Below are 19,800 nucleotides of genomic sequence, written 5' to 3' on the forward strand. Positions count from 1 at the left end.
GACTAGAAAGGTGGAAAGCTTCATCAGCCACGAGAGCACAGGGGCAGATAATTCGGACAGCCACCGAGACGTAGAGACCTTCGTCGGCATTCGAGATAGGACTGCGTCGCGTGGGCTCGGTAATGTGTATAAGAGCGGAAATGTGTATAAGAGGCAGGTCCCCCCTTCGCCGCACACGGTTGCCCGCGCGGCGGGCCCCGCCCCCGAACGCGCCGCGCCGTAGACAAAACCGCATTTTGTGGTATAATAGATCAGTTAACGAAGCGTTGACAAATTCGCATATAAAGGAGGATTGCTCCATGCGCAAGACAGAAAAGGCCCTTCGCCTTTCCCGAAAATGTGCCGCGCTGATGCTGACGCTCTTATTCCTGCCGTCCATCGCGCTGGCAGGAGCGATCACGACATATGACGACCTGGTTGCGGCCGCCGCCACCGCCGCGGACGGCGACGTGCTGCTGCTGGAAGGAGAAATCGTCGCGGGCGGCCGGGCGCTTTCGAGCGCGCGGCGCGTGGTGCTCAAGTCCGTGGAGGGCGGCGAGGCCGAGATCAAGGGGCTGCAGCTGAGCGACGCGGACGTCGCGTTTTCCGGCGTCCTGCTCTCCGGGGGCCTCCGCGTCAGCGGGGAATCCTACGTCGAGCTGCTGCCCGGGACGAATGTGCGGGGCGCGTCCGGACAGGACGCGGTCTTCTTCGAGGGCATCGGCAGCCTCACCATCGAGAGCGGGGCGACCGTTCAGGGCGGCAAGGCCGCCAACGCGGTCACCGTGCGCGGCAGCGGCGGGGACGTACACGTGGCGGTTCACGGCGCGCTGCACGGCGGCGGCGGCGCGGACGGCGGCGCGGGCCTTCAGGTCGAGAACCTGTCCGGCGCGAGCAGCGTCGTCGTCAGCGGCGACGTGCGCGGCGGCACGGCCAGCGGCATCGGCGGCAACGCCGTGAACCTATACAGCCTGGGCGGCGAGACGAACGCCATCCTCGCGGGCGAGGTGCGCGGCGGCGACGGACGCGTCGGCGGCAGCGCCGTGCAGATCGTCGGCCTGACGGACAGCGTCAACGCCGCGCTGGGCGGCAGCGCCGTGGGCGGCAACGGCTCGGACTTCGGCGGCGACACCGTCGTGGTGATGAACGTGCAGTCCGGCGCGTCGGTCACCGTCGCGGGCTCACTCAGCGCGGGCAACGTGCCCGAGACCGGCGAGCGCCCCGGCGTGTCGCTTCGCATCGTGGACGAAATCTCCGCGAACCACGTGAGCATCGAGGGCGCGCACCTGCGCGACGGCGAGATCGTGCCCGCAGGCGTGGAAACCCCCACGCCGGAGCCGACGGCCACGCCCATGCCGACCCCGGTGCCGGGCATCACGGCCTCCGTGCCGGTCGCTACGCTGCCCCCGATTCAGACCACGGAGCCGGAAGAGCCGGTCACGCCGGAACCCACCGAGGCGCCAACCGAGACGCCGACGCAGGAACCGACCGAGGCGCCCACCGAAGCGCCGACGCAGGAGCCCACGAACGCGCCCACGGCCGAACCCACGCAGGCGCCCACCGAGGCGCCGACGCAGGAGCCCTCGCAGGAGCCCGCCACACCCTCTGAGGCCGACGACGCCCCGGAAGCCCCGCAAGCCTGAGGCGGCGGGCGGCGGCGGGCGGGGCCCGCTCCCCCCTCCGAACAGCCGCTTCCGCGCCGCTCACTCCCCCACGCGGCCGGCGGCTTGTACGTCCTGCGGGCGTCCTCCGGGACAAAAAATGGTTGACAAGCCGAACGGGCGAAGGTATAATAAGCTCAATTTCATAAACCCGTGATTTGAAAGACGATGAAGGGAAACAAGCGCGCGCGCTGCGCGAAGAGAGCCGCCGGGCGGTGTAAGGCGGCGGGAGCGTGCGCGGATAACTCATCCCGGAGTTGCCTGTGCGAAGGAATGCGGCTTACGCCGCGCGCCGTTTCAGCGGTTCGCCGCTCAAAACGGATGCGCGGGTAGGAGCCTAAGCCGTTTCGCGAGGGAGCGTATCCCCAATACGTGACCGAGCGAAAGGGCGACGGCGACAACGCCGCGCGCCGTTTCAGCGGTTCGCCGCTCAAAACGGATGCGCGGGTAGGAGCCGAGCCTTTTCCCGAGGGAGCGTATTCGCAATACGTGACCGAGCGAAAAGGCGATGGCGACAACGCCGCGCGCCGTTTCAGCGGTTCGCCGCTCAAAACGGATGCGTGGGTAGGAGCCGAGCCTTTTCCCGAGGGAGCGTATCCGCAATACGTGACCGAGCGAAAAGGCGACGGCGGCAACGCCGCGCGCCGTTTTCAGCGGCGAAGGAGTGCAGGACGTGTGATGGCGTTACACATCGGTCTCTTGATGGAGAGACGCTGAGGGCTGCCCCCACGGGGCGGCTGAATTAGGGTGGTACCGCGCTTTACCAGCGCCCCTATGCTGCATATGCACGGGGGCGCTGTTTTTTGTTCCATCGCGCGCCCCGAAAACCGAAGCGGCGTCCGCCGCGCCCCGCCGGGGCATTTGAAAGGAGAAATCATCATGAACAAAGGCTGCAAGAAGTACATCCCCTTTACCCAGGTAGACCTGCCGGACCGCCAGTGGCCCAGCCGCGTGATCGACAAGGCGCCCGTCTTCTGCTCTGTGGACCTGCGCGACGGCAACCAGGCGCTCGTGACCCCGATGAACCTGCAGGAGAAGCTGGACTTCTTCAAGATGCTGGTGCAGGTCGGCTTCAAGGAGATCGAGGTGGGCTTCCCCTCCGCTTCGGAGACGGAATACGAAATTTTGCGCGCGCTGATCGACGGAAACTGCATTCCGGACGACGTGACGATCCAGGTGCTGGTGCAGGCGCGCGAGCACCTGATCCGCAAGACGTTCGAGGCGGTGCGCGGCGCGAAGAACGTGATCGTGCACTTCTACAACTCCACCTCCACCCTGCAGCGCAAGGTGGTGTTCAAGAAGGACCGCCAGGGCATCATCGACATCGCGGTTTCGGGCGCGAAGCTGATCCGCGAGCTGATCGACCAGGACGATTCCGGCACGAACTTCCGCCTGGAGTACAGCCCGGAATCCTTCTCCGGCACGGAGCCGGACTTCTCGGTCGAGATCTGCGAGGCGGTCATGCAGGCCGTCGGCGCGACGCGCGAGAACCCGATCATCCTCAACCTGCCCAACACGGTGGAAATGTGCACGCCCAACACCTACGCCGACCAGATCGAGTACTTCATCCGCCACCTGCAAAACCGCGAGGCGGCGATCATCTCCATCCACCCGCACAACGACCGCGGCACGGGCGTCGCGGGCGCGGAGCTGGCGATGCTGGCGGGCGCGGAGCGCGTGGAGGGCACGCTGTTCGGCAACGGCGAGCGCACGGGCAACCTGGACATCGTGACCGTCGCGCTGAACCTGTACACGCAGGGCGTGGACCCGCACCTGGACTTTTCCCACATCGACGCGGTGCGCGAGGTCTACGAGCGCTGCACCAAGATGAAGGTGCCGGAGCGCACGCCCTACGCGGGCAAGCTGGCCTTCACGGCGTTCTCCGGCTCGCACCAGGACGCGATCAACAAGGGCCACGAGTACATGCGCGCCTCCGGCAGCGCGTACTGGGAGATCCCCTACCTGCCCATCGACCCGGCGGACGTGGGCCGCGAATACGAGCCCATCATCCGCATCAACAGCCAGTCGGGCAAGGGCGGCGCGGCCTTCATCATGGACCACAACTACGGCTACCACCTGCCCAAGGCCATGCACCCGGAGTTCGGCGCGGTGGTGCAGGGCGAATGCGACCGCACGGGCCGCGAGCTTCAAGCGGACGAGGTGCTTTCGCTCTTCGAGCGCGAGTTCCTGAACATCGAGCGGCCCTTCGCGCTTTCCCGCGCGAAGTTCTACGAGGAGGCCGTCGCGGGCGCGAGCGCGAACGTCACGCACTTCTCGGGCGTGCTCTCCATGGGCGACGAATTCGTGCAGCTCGAGAGCCGCGGCAACGGCCCCATCGACGCGTTCTTCGGCGCGCTGCACCAGGCGGGCATCGAGGGCTACACGTTCCTGGGCTACAGCGAGCACGCCATCTCGCAGGGCTCGGACTCGCAGGCCGTGGCCTACATCGAGCTGCGTGCGCCCGGCGGACGGCGCGTGTGGGGCGTGGGCACGGAGCACAACATCAACTTCGCTTCGGTGAAGGGCATCCTCTGCGCGATCAACCGCGCGGAAAACGGGGCGGTGTGAGCCCCGCAGGCAAGGAGGCGCTTTCATGATCTTAGACGCGTTCGACCCCGAGCCGCGCGCCGTCATCAACCCGGAGGACACGGTGACGCGGCCCGCCGGCTTCCCCCGGATCGCGGTGAGCTGCTTTTCCCACGTCACGATGGGCCGCCTCACGCAGGCGCTGGACGCGGAGCAGATCGCCTGCATCCACGTGGCGAACCTAAGCATCCCCCTCTACAGGGCGCGTTACCACGGCCTGGACGTGGCGCTCTTCACCTCCTACGTCGGCGCGCCGGGGTGCGTCTCCGTCCTGGAGGACCTGTTCGCGATGGGCGCGCGCCAGGTCGTCCTGTTCGGCACCTGCGGCGTGCTGGACGCCTCGATCGCGGACTTATCGATCATCATCCCCGACCGGGCGGTGCGCGACGAGGGGACGAGCTACCACTACGCGCCCGCGTCCGACGAAATCGAGGTCAACCCGCGGCACCGGGCGGACTTCATCGACATCCTGAACCGGCACGGCTGCTCCTACACGGTCGGCAAGGTCTGGACGAACGACGCCATCTACCGCGAGACGCACGAAAAGGTGCGCAGGCGGCGGGAGAGCGGCTGCGTCTGCGTGGACATGGAGTGCTCGGCGGTCGCGGCGCTGGCCGCGTTCCGGGGCAGGGACGTCTTCCACTTCTTCTACGCCGCCGACCATCTGGCCGAGGAAGCTTGGAACCCGCGCAGCCTCTCCAATTCAAGCTGCCTTGGCGAGAAGGACAGAATCGCCCTGCTCGCGATGGAGCTCGCGGAGCGCATGGCGAGCAAAAACGAATAAAATACAAAACGGGGCCTCTTCGCTTGGAAGAGGCCCCTTTTGCGCACGCAGGCAGCGTATTTCGCCGCGAAGCGGGAAGGATGCGCAGCATCCGCGGGTCCAGGGCAAAGCCCTGGTGGGTCCAGGGTGAAGCCCTGGTGGGTCCAGGGTGAAGCCCTGGTGGGTCCAGGGCAAAGCCCTGGTTACATCATGGGCGCGAAGATGCGCAGCACCGGCTGAATGAGCTTGTTGTACCACGGGCGGCGCAGCCAGGCGTCGTAGTGGAGCTCCTCGCACTGGCTGAAGAGCGCCTCGATGTCGTCCTTCACCTGGGAGACGACCGGGTCGTCCACGAAGTAGACGCCGTCCTCGTAGTGCAGGTAGAAGGAGCGGTAGTCGAAGTTCACCGTGCCGACCGTGGCCTGCACATCGTCGCACACGCACATCTTCGCGTGGATGAAGCCCGGCGTGTACTTGTAGATGCGCACGCCGCTGGCCATCAGCGGGCCGCTAAAGGAGAGGCTCACCTGCTGCACGTACCAGTGGTCGGGGATGCCGGGGATGATGATGCGCACGTCCACCCCGCTCTGGGCGGCGATGCACAGCTCGCTGAGCAGCACGTCGTCCAGCACCAGATAAGGCGTGGTGATGTACACGTACTTCTTCGCCCCGCAGATGATCTGACGGTAGACGTTCTCCGCCGGGTTGTTCGGATTGTTGTGCGGGCCGTCCTCGTAGGGCTGCACGAAGCCGCCCTCCGCCGCCTGCACGCTGCGCGGGCGGAACGCGGAAAACTCGAACTTCTCCTCCGTGCAGGCCTGCCACATCTGGAGCAGGAAGACCGTCAGGCTGTACGCAGCGTCGCCCTCCAGGCGCACCGCCGTGTCCTTCCAGTGGCCGTGCTTGGGATACAGGTTCGCGTACTCGTCCCCGATGTTGATGCCGCCCGTGTAGCAGACGTCCCCGTCGATGGACAGGATCTTGCGGTGGTCGCGGTAGTTGAGGTACATCTGGTGTACGTAGCGCTGCACGGGGTTGAAGATCACGACCTTGACGCCCGCCTCCTCCAGACGCTCCAGAAAGGCGTGCGAGGTCGTCACCAGCGAGCCCATGTCGTCGTACATCAGCCGCACGTCCAGCCCCTGCGCGGCCTTGCGCGTCAGCACGTCCAGCACCCGCTCGTAAATCTGGCCCTCGAAGACCATGAAGAACTCCATATAGATGTAGCGCTCCGCGGACTCCATGTCCGAAAGCATCGCCTCAAACGCCTGCTCGCCCAGCGGGTAAAAATTCGTCTTCGTGTTCGCGTAGACCGGAAAGCCCTGACGCGTCAGGTAATCCGACAGCCGCGCGCAGTCCGGGCTGCGCTCCGCGAGCTCCCCGCAGACCTGCGCGTCCTGCGTAAGCACCTCCCGGCGGCCGCCGAACACCGTGCGGATGCGCGTGCCCAGCTTGTTGCGCCGCGTGCCGCGCCCCCACATCAGGTAGAGCACCAGGCCGAAGACGCCCATGATCAGCACACAGACCACCCAGGCAAAGCGGTAGGACGCATCCTCGTGCTCGGAAACGAGCGCCACGATCGCGATGGAGCAGCCCAGCTCCAGCAGCGAATAGACCGTCACCGCGTAGGAACGCAAAAAGCGCACAAAGACCAGCAGCAGCAACAGCTGCAGCGCGAGCAGACCCACCACGAGCACACAGCGCAGCACCGCCTCGATGGTGATGCCGGTCTTTGGGGCGCGTTTATCTTTGGCCATGATATCCCCCTCCTCGACAAGCCCCCATGATACCCCTTATTGAAACAAAAGGAGCGCCGATTGTCAAGTAAAAAGGTTTACAAGTCAATCGACGCAAAGGATTCCGTCCTCAGAACTTGCGGGAACCGCCGCCGCCGCCGCGCGAGCCACCCCCGCCAAAGCCGCCGCCGCGGGCACCGCCGCCAAACCCGCGCGAGCCGGGCGGCTCGATGAATTATTGTTTTTTATCAAGGAGGAGACGGCATCCGACGGGGGCGTCCGTCTCGAGGACTAGGAGATGTTTAAAAGAGGCCGGTCCCTGTAGCCGCGCATGTTGTCAAAGAGATTGCCGATCAGAATCCACTTGAGGCAGCCCCCGCCGCATCCATCGCCGCCGCCGCCCCGGCGCGAACCGCGCCCGAAGAGCACGCGCACGACGACGTAGAGGATCACGATGCCCCAGATGACCTCAAAGAGGCTGGGGCCGCGGTCGTAGCCGCGGGAATCGTCGTAGCGCCGGTCGCCGTAGGCGTCGCCGCCCGCGCGCGAGCCGCCCGAGGACGACCCGCCGCCCGAAAGGTTCAAACGCTTGCCCATCGAGGAGGCGAGCCGCTCGCAGGTATCCTGATAGAGCTGCGTCATCGCCTCGCCGTAAGCGTCTTTCTTCAGCAGGTCGATGACCCCATCGATCAGGTCGTTCGTCGCGGAGACGCTCAGCGTCCTGTCCAGGCCCGTGCCCGGCTCCACCGCGATCTCGCGGTCGCCCACGGAGAGCAGCAGCAGCACGCCGTCTTCGCGCGACTTGTCCCCGATGCCCCAGGTGTTCACCACGTCGTTCGCGTAGTCGCGCACCGCCGCGCCGTCCAGGAATTCCACGGTCAGCAGCACCATCGTAGCCTGCGTCGCATCGCGCAGCGCCTGGCCGTAGGCCGCGACCGTCTCCTCCTGGCTGCTCGAAAGCACGTCCGCGTAATCGTAGACGTAGCTGAACGCCTTCGGCTTGTCCGGGATGCCCGCGAGCGCCGAGAGCGGCGCGAGCAGCAGGCACGCGGCCATCAGGATCGATAGGATTCTCTTCATCTTTTACTCCTCTTCATCGGATCAAACCGCCGTTTTTTCGCCTTTCGGGCGCGGCCCAGCGCGCTTCCTCCGCACACCCGCTTTTCTCCGCGAAAAGCGCCGGGGCGCGCTTACGCCCCTTCGTAATAGTCCGGCCGGGGCAGGAGGAACTTCGTGGGCAGGCGCTCGTACAGCTCGACCGCGTCCCCGGCGGCCTCGTTGAACCGGCGGGCCTGCTGGCGCAGCATGTTGCCGTTGTCCAGAAAGTCGTCCATCACGCCGGAGAGCAGGCTCTCGTCCGACGCCTTGATGCCGCCCGCCATCAGCCGGGCCGCGGCGTCGGACATCAGGCCCTGCAGCGCGTCGTTCGCCGCCGCGGTTTCGCGCGCGGTCTTCGCGCGGTCCAGCGCGTCCGCCGCGTCCTCGATCTCCCGCCGCTCCGCGTCCGTCAGGACGTCGTAGCGCCCCGCGATCTTGAGCAGGTTGCGCGCCTCCGCGACGCGCCCGTCCACGAAGGCTTCCACCTTCCACGCGGACCTCGCGTCCTTCTGTGCCTTTTGCAGCGCGCGCGCGTTGCCCGCCACCAGCGAGATGCAGAGCGTCACGACCATCAGCGTCATGCCCAGCGCATACGGGATGTCGCGGCGCTGCTTCTTCTTCTTTCCGGCGGAGGGCTTGCCGCCCACCGGCGCTTTTGCCTGTTGTTGGCTCATGGGAATGACCTCCTTTACAAGCGGGGTTGGTTCGGGCAGAGGGGGAACCCCGCTCCCCCGTTTAAGCCTGAGGCCGGGCGCTCAGCAGCATGCGCCGGACTTCCTTCAGCTCCGAGGCGAGCTGCTCGCCCTGCCGCGCGGCCTCGTCGAGCGCGCCGCTCCTGGCGTCGCGGTCCATGCGGCGCGCGCCCGCGCGCAGGTCGCCTTCCAGCGCCCGCTGCGTGCTGCGCTGGGCCGCCGCCGCGTCCTGCGCGTCCGCGAGGCCCAGCGCGGTCATCATCTGCGCGCGCCACAGGGGGATGGTCGTCGTCAGCGTCGCCTGGATCCGGTCCGACACCTGACGGCTCGTCCCCGTGAGCAGCGTAAGCTGCGCCGCGAGCTGAAGGCTCGCCGTGCGCGTGACCTCCAGGTCGCTCACGCGCCGCTCAAAGCGGCTGCGCTCCAGGCTCTCCGGCGTGCGGCCGAGCTTGCGCCGCCCGCACATCACGTACGCCGAAAGCTGGCGGTAGAGCGTCTCGTTCTTCTCGTACAGCCGCGCAAACAGCGCCTGATCGCGCAGGAGCTGCACGCGCAGGTCGGTCAGCTCGTTCGCCCGCTGCTCCACGCGCGGCTCGGCCTTGCGGTAGGCGTCGCGCACCGCGCGCGTGCGCCCGCCGGTAAGCCGGGTAAACAATCCCTGCGCGGCCTTCGCCGCGTCGGTCGAAAGCACCGCCTCGCAAAGCGCGTCCAGCGCGTTCATGATCGGCGCGGGGTCGCTCTTCGTCATCATCTGCGCAAGCGCGAGGTTCACGAACGTGTCCAGCTCCTGCTGGCAGCGCGCGCCGTAGGCCATCATGGCCTGCGCGTCGTTCAGGTCGATCGCGTCCACGTAGCGGTCGATCGCCTCGCGGATCTCCGACGCCAGCGCGTCCGGGTCGGGCAGGCTCGCGTCCTGCGCGCTCAGCCGGAGCACCGGCAGCGGCGGATGTTCCGCCCCCACCGGGCGTCCCGGCCCCGCCGGACGTTCCGGCCCCGCCGGGGGCGTGCGTGCGTCACTCATCGCGCTGATCCTCCCGCCAGGCTACGGCGCTGCCGCCGGTCTGTTTCCGGCTGCCCGCGCCCACGCCGTAAGGATCGACGGTCAGCTTCGGCGCCCCGCCGGAGGCTCCGGTCCCACCGGCAGTGCCGGTCCCGCCGGCAGTGCCGGTCCCACCGGACGTTCTCGCCCCGCCGGAGGCTCCGGTCCCACCGGCAGTGCCGGTCCCGCCGGACGTTCTCGCCCCGCCGGAGGCTCCGGTCCCACCGGCATACGCCTCCGGCTGCACGAAGCCGTCCTGGCGGAGCATGGAATTGAGCACGTCCATCTCGGTTTCCAAGTCGAGGAAGCGGTACTCGTCCAGCGCGGCGAGCTGCTTTTTAAAGGCGTCGTCCACCATGGCGAGCGCCTCCGAGGTGCGGCGGCGCACGTCCCGCGCGGTCTGCGACTGCGCGCCGCTGTCGAGCTGCGCGCGCGCCTCCAGGAGCTTCAGCGTCGTGGGCAGGTAGTAGCGCAGGAAGCTGCGCAGGTTCTGCTGCAGCTTCGGCTGCTCCTCCAGGCGCTTAAAGATCTGGCGGCAGCTTTCCTCGATGGAGTCGATCCTGCGGCTCAGCTCCGGGTCGGGGATGCGCGCGTTCGCGTCGCGAATCTTTAGGAGCGCCTCGCGCCCCTCCAGGATCAGCGCGTCGCAGCCCTCGTCGCCCGAATGGGGCGCGCGCTCCACGGTGACGGTGCGATCCCGGTACTTCTTTTTGAGCACCTTATAGCCGATGTAGAAGACGACCGCCGCGCCGATATACGACAAAAGCGACCCCAGCCCGAAGAGTACCGCGTATACGAGCACGGCAAGCGCCGCGTAAAAGGGACGCTTGCCGCTGCGGATGCGCTTTTTTTCCATGTTGTTCCTCCTTGATCCGGCCTGTGAAACCCTGTCTTGTAGCGTTCCCGGCAATTCGCGTCCAATTCCGGCGCCGTCCCGGCGCGTCCTTGGCGTCCATTGGAGGGTTCGCCTTGAAATATGGTCTTTATTATACCGTAATCCCGGCCGCGCGTCATGAGAATTCGATTAAATCCAGCGATTCCCGCGCCGTCCGCCGCGCCCCGCCGTCTCAGCGCTCGCCGCTGGGCGGCATCGCCCTGTAGAGCAGCTCGAATTCCTCACGGCATGAGAGCAGCGCGTCCACCAGGTCGGGGTCGAAGCTCGTGCCGCGCCCGTCCACGATCGCGCCCAGCGCTTCGTCGAACGTCATCTCCCGGCGGTAGACGCGCGGGCCCAGCAGCGCGTCCAGCACGTCGCAGACCGCCACCACGCGCGCCGCGAAGGGAATCTGCTCGCCGCGCAGGCCGTCGGGATAGCCCGTGCCGTCCCAGCGCTCGTGGTGCGAGGCGGTGATGTCCCGCGCCGCGTCGATCAGCGGGTCGCCCGGGCGCAGCGTCGGCCAGGAGAGGCTGCGCGCGCCCACGGTCGTGTGCTTCTTCATGATGTCGTATTCCTCGGGCGTGAGCCGCCCGGGCTTGAGCAGAATCGCGTCCGGCACGCCGACCGAGCCGATGTCGTGCAGGATGCTCGCCTGCACGATCGCGTCCGCCGTCTCCCGCCGCGGCGCGCGCTCCGGATAGAGCCTCTGGTAGGCCGTGAGCAGCAGCCGCGTGGCCGCCTGCATGCGGTCCAGGTGCTGCCCGCGCGGCTGGTTGCGGTACTCGATCAGGGCGCAGAACATGCCGATGAACGCGTCGCGCGCTTCCAGCGCCTCCGCGCTCATCGTCTGCGCCACGCGGGCGAGGTTTTCCTCGCTGCGGCTCAGGCGCGTCTGCGTCACCACGCAGGAGCGCAGGCGAAAGTCGCTGAACGGGCGCTCGAGCACGTCGTCCGCCTCCAGATATTCCGCGTCCGCCGCCTTGGGCATGATCCCGTCGCTCACGAGCACCAGGGGCGCGCCCCCCGTCACCTCCCGCAGACGCTGAATCTGCGAAAGCTCGCCGCCGTCGCCCGGCGCGTCCACGATGACGACGTCCGGGCGCTGCAGCTTGAGAAACGAAAGGACGTCCTCCTCGCTGCAGCAGGGCACCGCGCGCGCGGTGCCTTCGAGCGCCTTCTGCATGGAAAGCGCGAGCTGCCTGCTGGAAAGCGTGAGCATCACGCAGGGCTTGTTCATGGTCATTCCTCCCCCTCTTCCGGCTCGTCCACCAGCGCGAGCAGCTGCTCCAGGCACGTGCCCGCGCCCGCCCAGTCGCCCTGTGAAAGCGCGTCCTCCATCGCCGTCGCGCAGGGGCGCAGGGCCTCGCCGCCCTCGCCCGCGAGCTTGCGCGTCGCCTCGAGCGCGCGCGTCAGGTCGAAGAGCGTCAGGTATTCCTGCACGTCCAGCGCCAGATCGCGCGCCTCCGCCCGGACGGGAAGCTGCATCTCGCGGATGCAGCCCGCCAGCGCGTCCGCGACCTCGCTCAGCCAGTTCACCACGCGCGGGAGCTGCTCGCGCACGCCCTCATAGGCGCCGTCCCGGCACTGGCGCGCGAGCAGGCGAACCTGCGCGCCCAGGGCGCTTTCCCCGATGCGCGAAAGCTCCATGTCCACGCACAGCAGCACCGGCAGCAGCTCGCGCACGGCCATGCGGTCGCGCGCGGCCTCGCGCAGCGCGTCGGCAAAGCCCGGCAGGCGCCTGCCCGCGCGCGCCACCGCGCCGATGAGCCGGTCGCGCGAGGCGGTGTCCTTCGCGACCGCCGCGTCCAGCCCCGAGAAGGGCAGGCGGCGAAGCGGCGCGGTCGCCGTCTGCATGTCGCTCTCGCCCAGCTCCTCCTCGAGCACCTGCTTTTCCGGGGGCAGGTACTGGTGCAGCAGCCGCGACAGGCTGTGCAGCTCGATGGGCTTGGCGAGCGTGTCGCTCGCGCCCGCCGAAAGGAACATGCGCCGGGATTCCGGCATGACGTTGGCCGAAAGCATGATGAGCACCTGCTCGCGGAAGCGCCCGCCCATCTGGCGGATGGCGCGCACCGTGTCCACCCCGTCCATGCCGGGCATCACGTGGTCGAGAAACACCACGTCGTAGGCCGCGTTTTCCAGCGCCGCGATCGCCGCGCGGCCGCTCTGCACGCAGTCCGACTGGATGCCGTAGCGCGAGAGCAGGTTTTCCACGACCATCTGCGCCACGCTGTTGTCGTCCACGACCAGCGCGCGCACGTTCTGCGTCTTGAAGATGCCCGCCTGCTGCAATCGCCTGTCCTGCGCCTGGCGGCTGAGCTGCTGGTCGGAAAGCGCCCCCGCGAGCGCCAGGGTGTGCAGCGGGTGGAAGATCACGCAGTCGCTGGGCCGGATGTAGGCCGTGAGGCTGGTCGCCGGGGTCATCAGCAGCGTGCGCCGGCAGTTCGGCGGCGTGGGCGTGCGCACCCAGCCGTAGGCGCTTTCGCCCGACAAATCCACCAGCATGTGCGTGTAGGCCGCCGCGTCCTGCGGGGTGCCGCGCGCGGCCTTGACCTTGAGGCGCGCGGCCATCTCCACCGCCGCCTGCGCGAAGAGCGGGTCGTCCGTGCACACGAGCAGCCGCTTGGCCCGCGCGTTTTCCACCTGCGCCACGGGCGCGTCCAGCAGAATCTTCTGCTCGATCTCAAAGGAGAAGGTGCTGCCGCGGCCGACCTTGCTCTCCACACGCAGGTCGCCGCCCATCAGCTCCACCAGGCTGCGCGAGATCGCCAGGCCCAGGCCCGTGCCCTCGCGGTTGTGCGTGCGGGTCGAGGGGAGCTGCTCGAAGATGCCGAACAGGTGCTTCATGTCCTCCTGGGAGATGCCGCAGCCCGTGTCCGTCACCTCAAAGCGCAGCGCCAGGTCGCCCTCGCGGTAGACGCGCCGGACGCTCAGGCGCACGCTGCCCTCGTCCGTGAACTTGACCGCGTTGCCCAGCAGGTTCAGGAGCACCTGGCGGATGCGCATGGCGTCGCCCTGCATCTCCTTGGGGATGTCCGGATCAATGTCCGGCAGGAAGAGCAGGCCGCGCTCCTGCGCGCGCATGTAGATGACGCTGGTGACGTCCGCCAGCAGCGAGGGGAAGTCGTAGCGCTCCTCGTACAGCTCCAGCTTGCCCACGCGGATCTTGGATATGTCGAGGATGTCCCCGATCAGGCTGAGCAGGTTCTGCGAGGCGAGCTTGATGTTCTCCGCCTGCGTGCGCTCCGCGATGCCGAGCTGGTCGGAGAGCAGCAGCATGTCCGCCATGCCGCTGATGGCGTGCATGGGCGTCCTGATCTCGTGGGACATGTTCGCCAGGAAGTCGTCCTTCGTGTGCGCGGCCTGCGTGAGGCTCTCCTGCGTCTCTCGCAGGGCGTCGCGCAGCTCCTGCGCGCTCTCCAGCGCGCTGTTCGTCTGCGTGAACATGGAGGCGACCGTGGTGTAGAGCGTGAAGCCCAGCACGATGGCGCCCAGGTAGGAAAGCGCGCAGATCACGGGGCTGTTGCCCAGCAGGATGATCTCCGTGGCCGCCGCCGCCAGCAGCGAGAGCACGTAATAGCTGCGCGCGTCCTGCGAAAGCGCGCGGGGCGGCCGCCTGTCCCCGCGCGCGGGCGGCACGGCCACGAACGCGGCCGCGGGCGCGAACACGCAGCCCGCGGGCAGAAAAAAGCCGCCGGCGACGCCGCCCAGCAGGAGCTGGATCACGTAGATCACCCCGGCGTAGCCGATGAGCAGCACGCGCGACGCGCGCGGGTGGCGGCACAGGAGCGGCGCCTGCCAGGCCATCAGCAGCGCGGCCCCCACCACGGGCAGGTGCGCCGTGTACAGCGCCGCGCGGCCCGCCGCCAGCGGGGAAAGGAGCATCAGGACGCACGCGGCCATCGCGACGAGCAGGAAGCGCATCAGGCCGACGCGAAGCCTGCCCGGCTGCCGGGCGGCCTCCGGGTCGCTTTGCTCCTGCAAAAACGACCGCAGGCGCGATATGAGCGTCATAAGGTTCCACTCCCCCGTGATTTTCTGAATGCTTTATTATACCATACAAAGCGCCCCGGCACAAATGCTTTGTGCCGGGGCGGGCCGTCCGCCTACTCCCCCGCCCGCTCGTCGGGCAGGTAAATCGTGAAGGTCGCGCCCTCGCCGGGCACGGACTGCACCTGCGCCCGCCCGCCGTGGCGCTGGGCGACGCGCTGCACGACCGCCAGGCCGATGCCGAAGCCCTCCGGCGAGTTCCAGCCCTGATAGAACCGGTCGAAGATGCCCTCCTGCTCGTCGAGCGCGATGCCGCAGCCCGTGTCCTGCACGCTCACGTTCACGCCGAAGGGCACGCGCTGGGCGGCGACCGTGACGCTGCCGCCCACGGGCGTGTAGCGCACGGCGTTGGAGACGAGGCGCTCCAGCGCGTTTTGCAGCCAGCCCGCGTCGAAGCGCGCGCAAAGGCCGGTCTCGCACTCGGCGGTAAACACGATCTGGCTCTTCTTGTACACCCCGGAAAAGCCCCGCACGCACTGGGTCAGCACGGGCTGCAGCTCCGCGACGCGGGGCGAAAAGGGCGTCTCGTCCAGCAGCGCGAGGCCGCGCAGGGCCTTGACGCGGTTGGTCATGCGAAGGGCGTTCTGCTTGGCCATCTCCAGATACGCGTCGCGCTCCTCGTCCGTCACGGGCACGCCGCCCGCCACCAGGTCGAGGCTGCCGCGGATGATGGTGAGCGGCGACTGCAAATCGTGCGCGATGCGCGAGAAGAACTCCGCGCGGCTCTTGTCGATGCGGGCGAGCTGCTCGCCGGTGCGCTCCAGCGCCTCCGTGCGCTCCTTCACCCGGCGCTCCAGCTCGCGCTCGAGCGCCTCGCGCTGCCTGCGGTTGTCCGCCTGGTCGCGCCCGATGGTCACCTGCTGCACGAACGTCATCATCGCGCCCATCAGCAGCATGGGCGGCAGGACCAGCGTGTCCGGCGCGGCGAAGAGGGTCATCAGCACGCCGACGATCAGCGGCAGGATGGACAGGCAGTGCAGCGTCGCGTGCGCCCGCGCCCCCCGGCGCACGCCGCGCAGGGCGATGGCGAGCGCGTAGGCGGAGAAGGCCACCGCAAGCAGGTCCGAAAGCCCGCTGAGGAAGAAGCGGCCGGTCGTAAAGAACAGCGCGAGCATCGTCACCGTGAGCCCGCCCGCCAGCGCGAGGGCCGCGAGCACGGCGCGCGATTCCCTGCCGTCGCCCAGCGACACGCCCGCGTAGCAGCACAGCGCCGCGCACAGCAGCGCCTGGGCGGCGGAGGCGGCGACCTGCGCGCCGACGTACTGGTGGAAGATTTCGCCCGCCTGGGTGAGCGCCAGCAGCAGGTAGACCATCGCGAGCGCGAGCTGCTCGGCCGCGCCGCGCTCGAAGAGATAGGAGAGGATGACGAACAGCCCCATCGCCAGCACGTAGCACAGCAGCGACGCGTAGCACAGCACGCGCAGCAGCGTGAGCCTGGAGATCGCCCGCGGCGTGCCCAGCAGCACGCGCTGCCCGCCCGCGGGCAGGTTGAGCCTGACCTCCAGATGCGTGCCGTCCCGGGGCATGGTGAACTCGATCGCCGCGCCCGCGAGCGGCAGGCCCGGGCGCAGGCCCGAAAGCGCCGCGCCGTCCTGCGTGAGGGCTTCGATGCCCGTCATCGCGTAGACGCACAGCTCGTAGCGCTCCCCCGGCTCGCCCAGCAGGTCGAGCGAGAGCAGCGTCTCCCCCTCTCCCCCAGGCACGTCCACCGCGATGGGCGCGGCGCCCGAAAGGGCGATCTTCCCCCGGGCGCCCGTCTCGCGCACGGCCCGCGCGTTCAGGCGGGACGTGAACCCCGCGAGCAGCGCGCACAGCAGCGCGCACAGCAGCAGCACCGTAAGGCCGGCCCGCTTCCCCTTTTGTTTCATTCCGCCTTCTCCTTATGTGAAAAAATATGCGCCGCAAGCGGCCCCTTCCCGGACGGCGCGCCCGCCGCCTTACTTCTCCGCGCTCTGCGGGGGCGTGAAGCAGTAGCCCTTGCCCCAGGCGGTCTGGACGAACTCGTGCTGAGGCACCGCCTGATCCAGCACCTTGCGCAGGTTGAACATGTGCACGTGCACGGTGCGAAGGTCCCCGATGCTCTTGAGCCCCCAGACCTCCTCGTAAATCTGTTGGGCGCTCACGCACTCGCCCGGGTGCTTGGCCAGAAAGCAGAGGATGAGAAAGGCCTTCTTCGGCAGGTTCAGCCGCTCCTCCCCCACCAGCGCGCACTCGCTGCTCAGGTCGATCGAAAGCGGCGGGAAGCTGAGCACGCTGCGCGGGGAGGAGGCGCTCTGCTGCGGGGCGCTGCGGCGCAGGCACACCCGAATGCGCGCTTCCAGCTCCTTGACCGAGTAGGGCTTGGTCATGTAGTCGTCCCCGCCGGTGAGCAGGCCCGCGATCTTGTCGTCCTCCGTGTCCATGCAGCTCAGAAAGATGATCGGGCAGGAGGTGACCGCCTTGAGGCGCGGGCACAGCTCCAGCCCCGTACCGTCCGGCAGGTTCACGTCCAGCACGATCACCTCCGGCGAAACGGCGCGGCAGGCGCTGAGCCCCTCCTCGCAGCTATAGGCGCAGTGCACCTCGTAGCCCCGGCTCTTCAGAAAAAACGTGTTGATGCTTTGAATGTCCCGGTCGTCCTCGATGAGCAATATCTTTTCCATTTTCCGCGTGTCCCCCGTCGGCGCGCGGCTTCGTGCCGCGCCGTTTTTTTCTCGCTTCAAAGCATCTTTTGTACGTCTGTCCCCGGTACGGACGCGCCCTGTAGCTTCTGTTACAGCAGATACATCCGTAACGCATGTGGCATTTGTATAATAGGTTAAATCCGTATCGTTCGATATAGCGACCGGCAGCGGAGCGGTAGGCCGCGCGACGCCGCAGGCGTCTTTGCGATATGGATGTAACATCCGTATCTTTTGTTATATGAGTTACAGATATTACAAAGGTTCCCTCCGTTACAAAGGCAACAGAGGTCTTCTGCGGCCTTTTTCCCCCTCGCCCCGTGCGGCACGCGACAGGTTGCTGCGCCCGCAAAGAGAATCGATCGGAAATTCCAACCCATGCGCCCCGTGCGGGGAGAGAGGCATCCCTTCGCCGCCGTCGCGCCGTATCTTCTGTTACAGACGTAATATTTGATACAGATGTATTTTCTGTCCCTTCTGTATCGCCCGTATCTTCCGTCTCATCTGGAACATGAAATACAAGCACGCCGTGCCGCGCTCACTCGTCGCCCAGGATGTCGCGGAGCGCCGCGCAGAGCACGGCATCCACCAGTTCCGCCTTGCCGACGCCCGCATGGGCGCTTGCCAGGGCGATGCGCTTGATCGTCTCGGAGGAAAGGGCGTAATTCTGGCGCTTGCGCGCCCCGGCGGGCGGGTCAAAGCGGCGCCCCTTGAGCATGAACGAGGCGGGCAGGTCCGCGGCCCGGGCGCGAGGCGCCGGGGCCTCCGGCTCGCCAGATACATCTGTTACGGTTGTTACAGGTGTTGCTTTCGTAACCCTTGTATCGCGTCTGGACGCTTTGGCGCGGCCCGCGCGCCCTTCTCCCTGCTCCATAAAGGCGAGCGCCGCGGCCTGGGCCCCGCCTTGCGCGGAGGGAGCCGCCTCGGCCGCCCCCGCGCCGGTTTCCGCCGTGGGCAAAGACGGCTGCGCAGCATCTGTAACGCCTTTATCATCCGTATCCCATATATCATCTGTTACAAAAGATACATCTGTCCCTTTTGATACGGATGCTTCTTCTGTATCAGCGCCTGCCGCGGCCTGGGCCTCGCCGGGCTGGGTGATGAACGCGCCCAGCGCGCGGCGCACGTTCAGCTCTCTCTCCTCGCGGTCCTTAAGGGATACACGTCTTGATGCGGGCACGGGATGCGACCTCCTTTGAAAAATCCATGTAAGCCTCCGCCTGCGGGCTGCCGGGCGCGAAGTCCATGATGGACATGGAGGCCAGGCAGGCGTCCGCGTACTTGACGGAGCGGCGGATGACGGTATCGAACACCGGGTAGCGCTCGCGGATGGCCTCGGCGGCCTCGCGGTGGTGGGTGGTACGGTTGTCCAGTTGGGTGATGAGCACGCCGAGCATGGTGAGCTCCGGGTAGAGCTCGCGCACCTGCTCGATCACGCTGAAGAGGATCTCCAGGCCCTTGAGGGCGAGGAAGCTGGGCTCGGAGGGCGCGACGACGACGTTTGAGGCCATCAGGGAATTGACGGTGAGCACGCCGAGCGAGGGGGAATTGTCGATGACGATGGCGTCGTAATCGTCCATGAGGGGGGCGAGGGCCCGGCGCAGGACGGTTTCGCGCCCGATGCGGGAGGAGAGCTCCATCTCGCCGGCGGAGAGGGTGATGGAGGCGGGCAGCAGGTCCACCTCGCCCAAGCTCAGGATGGCGTCGCGCGCCGGGCACTTGCCCATGAGCACGTCGTAGCTCGAGCGGGAAAGCGTCAGCGGGTCGAGCCCGAAGTAGACGGTCATGGAGGACTGCGGGTCCATGTCCACGAGCAGCGTGCGGCAGCCCAGCTTGCGAAGGCCGCAGCCGAGGTTGACGCTCGTGGTCGTCTTGGCGACGCCGCCCTTGTTGTTCGCGATGGAGATGACCGTGGCCACGAAAAAAGCCCCTTTCCAATCCCGCGTCGCGCGGGGAATGTATCTATTGTAACACGCTTTACACGTGTTACGCAAGCGTTCCAAACGCCGCGCGGCGCGTTTTGCGTCTGCGTTCCCTTAAAGCGTACGCGCCGCGACAGGCGTGCGCGTACGGTATTCATGTCATGTATATCATTCCATGTAATTAGCAGGGTAATAAGCGCGAATTTTCCAGAAAAACCAATGTTTTGCGCGAACGGCCCGCCACCGGATAGCCTCGACTTCGCCACGCGATTACCGCGACATGCCCACAGGATGGGCGCGCCTTTTCCCCCGTATGACCGCGACGCGGGTATTAAACGGCGGGCGGGGGAGAGGGGGGACGCGGGGAGTAATATTACCGAATGTCGCGGCAATCGCGTGGGGAAAAATGCCACAGCATGATCGCGACATGCCGGTAATATTTCTGGACGAGCGCGCGCGGAACGCACGGACCGCTCGTCCCATCGAAAGCGAAGGCGCCGGCCGCGCGGGGGAAACCCGCAATTCAGGAGCCGACGTTCGGAAGCGGGAGCGGGCACCGTCCGCCCGCGTGGGGAAAGCCGTAATTCGGAAGCCGCCGTTCGGAAGCGGTTGCGGGCACCGCCCGCCGGCCCGTGGCCCGCCGCCCGCTTGCCCGCCGGCCGCGTGGGGGAAAGCCGCAATTCAGAAGCCGACGTTCGGAAGTGGGTGCGGGCACCGCCCGCCCGTAGCCCGCCGCCCAC

The 19,800-nt window shown here is 67.4% G+C and carries 15 protein-coding genes; 4 read left to right on the forward strand and 11 right to left on the reverse strand.

Annotated elements, in window-relative coordinates:
* Positions 1-299 precede the first annotated feature (299 nt).
* From C1725_RS18825 to C1725_RS00820, 4 genes are all read left to right on the forward strand, one after another.
* Positions 300-1,622, forward strand: a complete 1,323-nt coding sequence (locus C1725_RS18825; protein WP_146009088.1) for a hypothetical protein — start codon at positions 300-302, stop codon at positions 1,620-1,622.
* 390 nt (positions 1,623-2,012) lie between these two features.
* The gene (locus C1725_RS00810; protein ID WP_102409785.1) at positions 2,013-2,357 is read left to right on the forward strand and encodes a hypothetical protein; all 345 of its coding nucleotides are present in this window, start codon (positions 2,013-2,015) and stop codon (positions 2,355-2,357) included.
* 162 nt (positions 2,358-2,519) lie between these two features.
* Positions 2,520-4,208, forward strand: a complete 1,689-nt coding sequence (leuA, locus tag C1725_RS00815; RefSeq protein WP_102409786.1) for a 2-isopropylmalate synthase — start codon at positions 2,520-2,522, stop codon at positions 4,206-4,208.
* Positions 4,209-4,233: 25 nt separating this feature from the next.
* Entirely contained in the window at positions 4,234-5,010 is a 777-nt protein-coding gene (locus C1725_RS00820) for a phosphorylase family protein (RefSeq protein ID WP_102409787.1), read from the forward strand.
* Positions 5,011-5,192: 182 nt separating this feature from the next.
* On the opposite strand, the gene cls is transcribed toward C1725_RS00820, so the two are convergent.
* The 11 genes from cls to C1725_RS00875 all read right to left on the reverse strand — a co-directional run bounded on the left by cls (position 5,193) and on the right by C1725_RS00875 (position 19,057).
* Positions 5,193-6,746 carry a cardiolipin synthase gene (gene cls, locus C1725_RS00825; RefSeq protein WP_102409788.1) on the reverse strand — a complete coding sequence of 518 codons (1,554 nt, stop codon included), beginning with the start codon at positions 6,744-6,746 and terminating at the stop codon, positions 5,193-5,195.
* 270 nt (positions 6,747-7,016) lie between these two features.
* Positions 7,017-7,805: a TPM domain-containing protein gene (locus C1725_RS00830; RefSeq protein ID WP_102409789.1), complete on the reverse strand. Its 789-nt coding sequence runs from the start codon at positions 7,803-7,805 to the stop codon at positions 7,017-7,019.
* A gap of 110 nt (positions 7,806-7,915) precedes the next feature.
* Positions 7,916-8,497: a hypothetical protein gene (locus C1725_RS00835; RefSeq protein ID WP_102409790.1), complete on the reverse strand. Its 582-nt coding sequence runs from the start codon at positions 8,495-8,497 to the stop codon at positions 7,916-7,918.
* A 61-nt stretch (positions 8,498-8,558) separates the two neighbouring features.
* Positions 8,559-9,536 (reverse strand): toxic anion resistance protein, encoded by a 978-nt coding sequence (locus C1725_RS00840; protein WP_102409791.1) that lies wholly within the window; start codon positions 9,534-9,536, stop codon positions 8,559-8,561.
* Positions 9,529-10,410 (reverse strand): 5-bromo-4-chloroindolyl phosphate hydrolysis family protein, encoded by an 882-nt coding sequence (locus tag C1725_RS00845; RefSeq protein ID WP_102409792.1) that lies wholly within the window; start codon positions 10,408-10,410, stop codon positions 9,529-9,531. The genes C1725_RS00840 and C1725_RS00845 overlap by 8 nt, the downstream gene beginning before the upstream one ends.
* A 211-nt stretch (positions 10,411-10,621) precedes the next feature.
* Positions 10,622-11,668: a response regulator gene (locus C1725_RS00850; RefSeq protein WP_346026205.1), complete on the reverse strand. Its 1,047-nt coding sequence runs from the start codon at positions 11,666-11,668 to the stop codon at positions 10,622-10,624.
* A 2-nt stretch (positions 11,669-11,670) separates the two neighbouring features.
* Positions 11,671-14,442 carry an ATP-binding protein gene (locus C1725_RS00855; protein WP_102409794.1) on the reverse strand — a complete coding sequence of 924 codons (2,772 nt, stop codon included), beginning with the start codon at positions 14,440-14,442 and terminating at the stop codon, positions 11,671-11,673.
* A gap of 92 nt (positions 14,443-14,534) precedes the next feature.
* Positions 14,535-16,346 (reverse strand): ATP-binding protein, encoded by a 1,812-nt coding sequence (locus C1725_RS00860; RefSeq protein WP_102409795.1) that lies wholly within the window; start codon positions 16,344-16,346, stop codon positions 14,535-14,537.
* A gap of 69 nt (positions 16,347-16,415) precedes the next feature.
* Positions 16,416-17,120, reverse strand: coding sequence for a response regulator transcription factor (locus C1725_RS00865; RefSeq protein WP_346026206.1), 705 nt, complete (start codon positions 17,118-17,120; stop codon positions 16,416-16,418).
* A gap of 556 nt (positions 17,121-17,676) precedes the next feature.
* Complete coding sequence (locus C1725_RS00870; RefSeq protein WP_102409797.1) at positions 17,677-18,318, reverse strand: hypothetical protein; 642 nt, start codon at positions 18,316-18,318, stop codon at positions 17,677-17,679.
* The gene (locus C1725_RS00875; protein ID WP_346026207.1) at positions 18,290-19,057 is read right to left on the reverse strand and encodes a ParA family protein; all 768 of its coding nucleotides are present in this window, start codon (positions 19,055-19,057) and stop codon (positions 18,290-18,292) included. Before C1725_RS00875 ends, C1725_RS00870 begins: the two co-directional genes overlap by 29 nt.
* Positions 19,058-19,800: the final 743 nt, after the last annotated feature.

Source organism: Beduinella massiliensis (genome assembly GCF_900199405.1).
Lineage (GTDB): Bacteria > Bacillota > Clostridia > Christensenellales > Aristaeellaceae > Beduinella > Beduinella massiliensis.

Bases quoted from the DNA above. Each gene is read 5' to 3' on its own strand.
- C1725_RS00850 (WP_346026205.1), bottom strand. From the start codon at position 11,668: ATGAACAAGCCCTGCGTGATGCTCACGCTTTCCAGCAGGCAGCTCGCG.
- C1725_RS00835 (WP_102409790.1), bottom strand. From the start codon at position 8,497: ATGAGCCAACAACAGGCAAAAGCGCCGGTGGGCGGCAAGCCCTCCGCC.
- cls (WP_102409788.1), bottom strand. From the start codon at position 6,746: ATGGCCAAAGATAAACGCGCCCCAAAGACCGGCATCACCATCGAGGCG.
- C1725_RS00865 (WP_346026206.1), bottom strand. From the start codon at position 17,120: ATGGAAAAGATATTGCTCATCGAGGACGACCGGGACATTCAAAGCATC.
- C1725_RS00860 (WP_102409795.1), bottom strand. From the start codon at position 16,346: ATGAAACAAAAGGGGAAGCGGGCCGGCCTTACGGTGCTGCTGCTGTGC.
- C1725_RS00845 (WP_102409792.1), bottom strand. From the start codon at position 10,410: ATGGAAAAAAAGCGCATCCGCAGCGGCAAGCGTCCCTTTTACGCGGCG.
- C1725_RS00820 (WP_102409787.1), top strand. From the start codon at position 4,234: ATGATCTTAGACGCGTTCGACCCCGAGCCGCGCGCCGTCATCAACCCG.
- C1725_RS18825 (WP_146009088.1), top strand. From the start codon at position 300: ATGCGCAAGACAGAAAAGGCCCTTCGCCTTTCCCGAAAATGTGCCGCG.
- C1725_RS00840 (WP_102409791.1), bottom strand. From the start codon at position 9,536: ATGAGTGACGCACGCACGCCCCCGGCGGGGCCGGAACGTCCGGCGGGG.
- leuA (WP_102409786.1), top strand. From the start codon at position 2,520: ATGAACAAAGGCTGCAAGAAGTACATCCCCTTTACCCAGGTAGACCTG.
- C1725_RS00830 (WP_102409789.1), bottom strand. From the start codon at position 7,805: ATGAAGAGAATCCTATCGATCCTGATGGCCGCGTGCCTGCTGCTCGCG.
- C1725_RS00855 (WP_102409794.1), bottom strand. From the start codon at position 14,442: ATGACGCTCATATCGCGCCTGCGGTCGTTTTTGCAGGAGCAAAGCGAC.